The sequence below is a fragment of the Microbacterium longlingense genome (assembly GCF_058349825.2).
In genome coordinates this window covers 1-3,089 of the sequence record NZ_JBYRJA020000017.1, presented here as the reverse complement: position 1 = coordinate 3,089, position 3,089 = coordinate 1, and the positions used below count along the sequence as shown (strand labels likewise).

The following is a 3,089-nucleotide window of genomic DNA, read 5'->3' as shown; positions in this document are numbered from 1 at the left end:
GGCAAGAAACACGCAACGCTGCACCTAAATGCATTTCGGAGAGAACCAGCTATCACGAAGTTTGATTGGCCTTTCACCCCTATCCACAGCTCATCCCCTCAGTTTTCAACCTAAGTGGGTTCGGCCCTCCACGACGTCTTACCGTCGCTTCAGCCTGGCCATGGATAGATCACTTCGCTTCGGGTCTAGGACATGCGACTGAATCGCCCTATTCAGACTCGCTTTCGCTACGGCTACCCCACACGGGTTAACCTCGCCACATATCACTAACTCGCAGGCTCATTCTTCAAAAGGCACGCTGTCACACCTACCAGGGGTGCTCCAACGGTTTGTAAGCAAACGGTTTCAGGTACTATTTCACTCCCCTCCCGGGGTACTTTTCACCTTTCCCTCACGGTACTTGTCCGCTATCGGTCATCTGGGAGTATTTAGGCTTATCAGGTGGTCCTGACAGATTCACACGGGATTTCTCGGGCCCCGTGCTACTTGGGATACTCTTCGCGCCAAGCAAAGCATTTCGACTACGGGGCTGGCACCCACTATGGCCTGGCTTTCAAACCAGTTCGTCTATACACGCCTGTAACGCTGACAGTTCGGCAGAACCATCAGAAAAGTCCCACAACCCCGAATATGCAACTCCTGCCGGATATCACACACACTCGGTTTAGCCTCTTCCGGTTTCGCTCGCCACTACTCACGGAATCACGGTTGTTTTCTCTTCCTGTGGGTACTGAGATGTTTCACTTCCCCACGTTCCCTCTACCCGTCCTATATATTCAGACGGGAGTCACTGGGTCGGCACGCCGCCCAGCGGGGTTTCCCCATTCGGACACCCTCGGATCAAAACTCGCTTATCAGTTCCCCGAGGCTTATCGCAGATTGCTACGTCCTTCTTCGGCTCCAGATGCCAAGGCATCCACCGTTTGCTCTTAAAGACTTGAAATCACATGAGCCGATCACAAAAAATGATCGATATCGTTTGTGAAACGATGCAAAAACGCATCGTCTCTAAGATGCTCGCGTCCACTGTGTAGTTCTCAAAGTACGGGCGGCACTTCCCCCGCACACCCAACGGCGCACAAGAAAAGCCCACGAGAAAACGTCACAACCCCGAAAGGTCATGCCCGGTCCCTCAGGACCCAACAGCGTGCAGCCACCACATCCAGCCCGAACCCCGTTCCCACCCCCTCCGAAGAGAAGACGTACTAACGACCCGAACCATCCGCGATGGCATGTCAAATGTTCCACCCATGAGCTCCCAGCCACACACATTCGGTGTGGAACCAGGATTCTGGAACCCCCAAAGGGATTCAGATGCTCCTTAGAAAGGAGGTGATCCAGCCGCACCTTCCGGTACGGCTACCTTGTTACGACTTAGTCCTAATTACCGATCCCACCTTCGACAGCTCCCTCCACAAGGGTTAGGCCACCGGCTTCAGGTGTTACCGACTTTCATGACTTGACGGGCGGTGTGTACAAGACCCGGGAACGTATTCACCGCAGCGTTGCTGATCTGCGATTACTAGCGACTCCGACTTCATGAGGTCGAGTTGCAGACCTCAATCCGAACTGGGACCGGCTTTTTGGGATTCGCTCCACCTCGCGGTATCGCAGCCCATTGTACCGGCCATTGTAGCATGCGTGAAGCCCAAGACATAAGGGGCATGATGATTTGACGTCATCCCCACCTTCCTCCGAGTTGACCCCGGCAGTATCCCATGAGTTCCCACCATTACGTGCTGGCAACATAGAACGAGGGTTGCGCTCGTTGCGGGACTTAACCCAACATCTCACGACACGAGCTGACGACAACCATGCACCACCTGTTCACGAGTGTCCAAAGAGTTGACCATTTCTGGCCCGTTCTCGTGTATGTCAAGCCTTGGTAAGGTTCTTCGCGTTGCATCGAATTAATCCGCATGCTCCGCCGCTTGTGCGGGTCCCCGTCAATTCCTTTGAGTTTTAGCCTTGCGGCCGTACTCCCCAGGCGGGGAACTTAATGCGTTAGCTGCGTCACGGAATCCGTGGAATGGACCCCACAACTAGTTCCCAACGTTTACGGGGTGGACTACCAGGGTATCTAAGCCTGTTTGCTCCCCACCCTTTCGCTCCTCAGCGTCAGTTACGGCCCAGAGATCTGCCTTCGCCATCGGTGTTCCTCCTGATATCTGCGCATTCCACCGCTACACCAGGAATTCCAATCTCCCCTACCGCACTCTAGTCTGCCCGTACCCACTGCAGGCCCGAGGTTGAGCCTCGGGATTTCACAGCAGACGCGACAAACCGCCTACGAGCTCTTTACGCCCAATAATTCCGGATAACGCTTGCACCCTACGTATTACCGCGGCTGCTGGCACGTAGTTAGCCGGTGCTTTTTCTGCAGGTACCGTCACTCTCGCTTCTTCCCTGCTAAAAGAGGTTTACAACCCGAAGGCCGTCATCCCTCACGCGGCGTTGCTGCATCAGGCTTCCGCCCATTGTGCAATATTCCCCACTGCTGCCTCCCGTAGGAGTCTGGGCCGTGTCTCAGTCCCAGTGTGGCCGGTCACCCTCTCAGGCCGGCTACCCGTCGACGCCTTGGTGAGCCATTACCTCACCAACAAGCTGATAGGCCGCGAGCCCATCCCTCACCAAAAAATCTTTCCAACCACAGACCATGCGGCCGCGGTTCATATCCAGTATTAGACGCCGTTTCCAGCGCTTATCCCAGAGTGAGGGGCAGGTTGCTCACGTGTTACTCACCCGTTCGCCACTAATCCACCAAGTGCAAGCACCCAGCTTCATCGTTCGACTTGCATGTGTTAAGCACGCCGCCAGCGTTCATCCTGAGCCAGGATCAAACTCTCCGTAAAAAGAAAATGCATACAACACCGGGAAAACGATGCCGCAGCGAGTTCGAAACTGACCAAAAACGAATGTCACTGACATCCATAAAATTGATCCAAAGGAATCTCGCAACCAAACCCGAAAGTCCAGTTGCCGAGGTTATTTGGCATTTGACAAGTGCACGCTGTTGAGTTCTCAAGGATCGGACGCACCCACAAACCAGCTCACACCAGTCCACAGGGCAACTTCTCTATCTTACACAC

Annotated in this window: 2 rRNA genes (1 of these 2 running past the window's edge); both read right to left on the bottom strand. The window is 54.4% G+C overall.

Annotated features, from left to right (window positions below):
• Positions 1 to 943: ribosomal RNA gene (locus AC3RXY_RS15580) — 23S ribosomal RNA — on the bottom strand (it extends 2,260 nt beyond the left edge of the window).
• Between the two features lie 382 nt (positions 944 to 1,325).
• Positions 1,326 to 2,852, bottom strand: a 16S ribosomal RNA gene (locus AC3RXY_RS15575).
• Together the 16S and 23S rRNA genes form the textbook arrangement of a ribosomal RNA operon.
• Between the last annotated feature and the right edge of the window lie 237 nt (positions 2,853 to 3,089).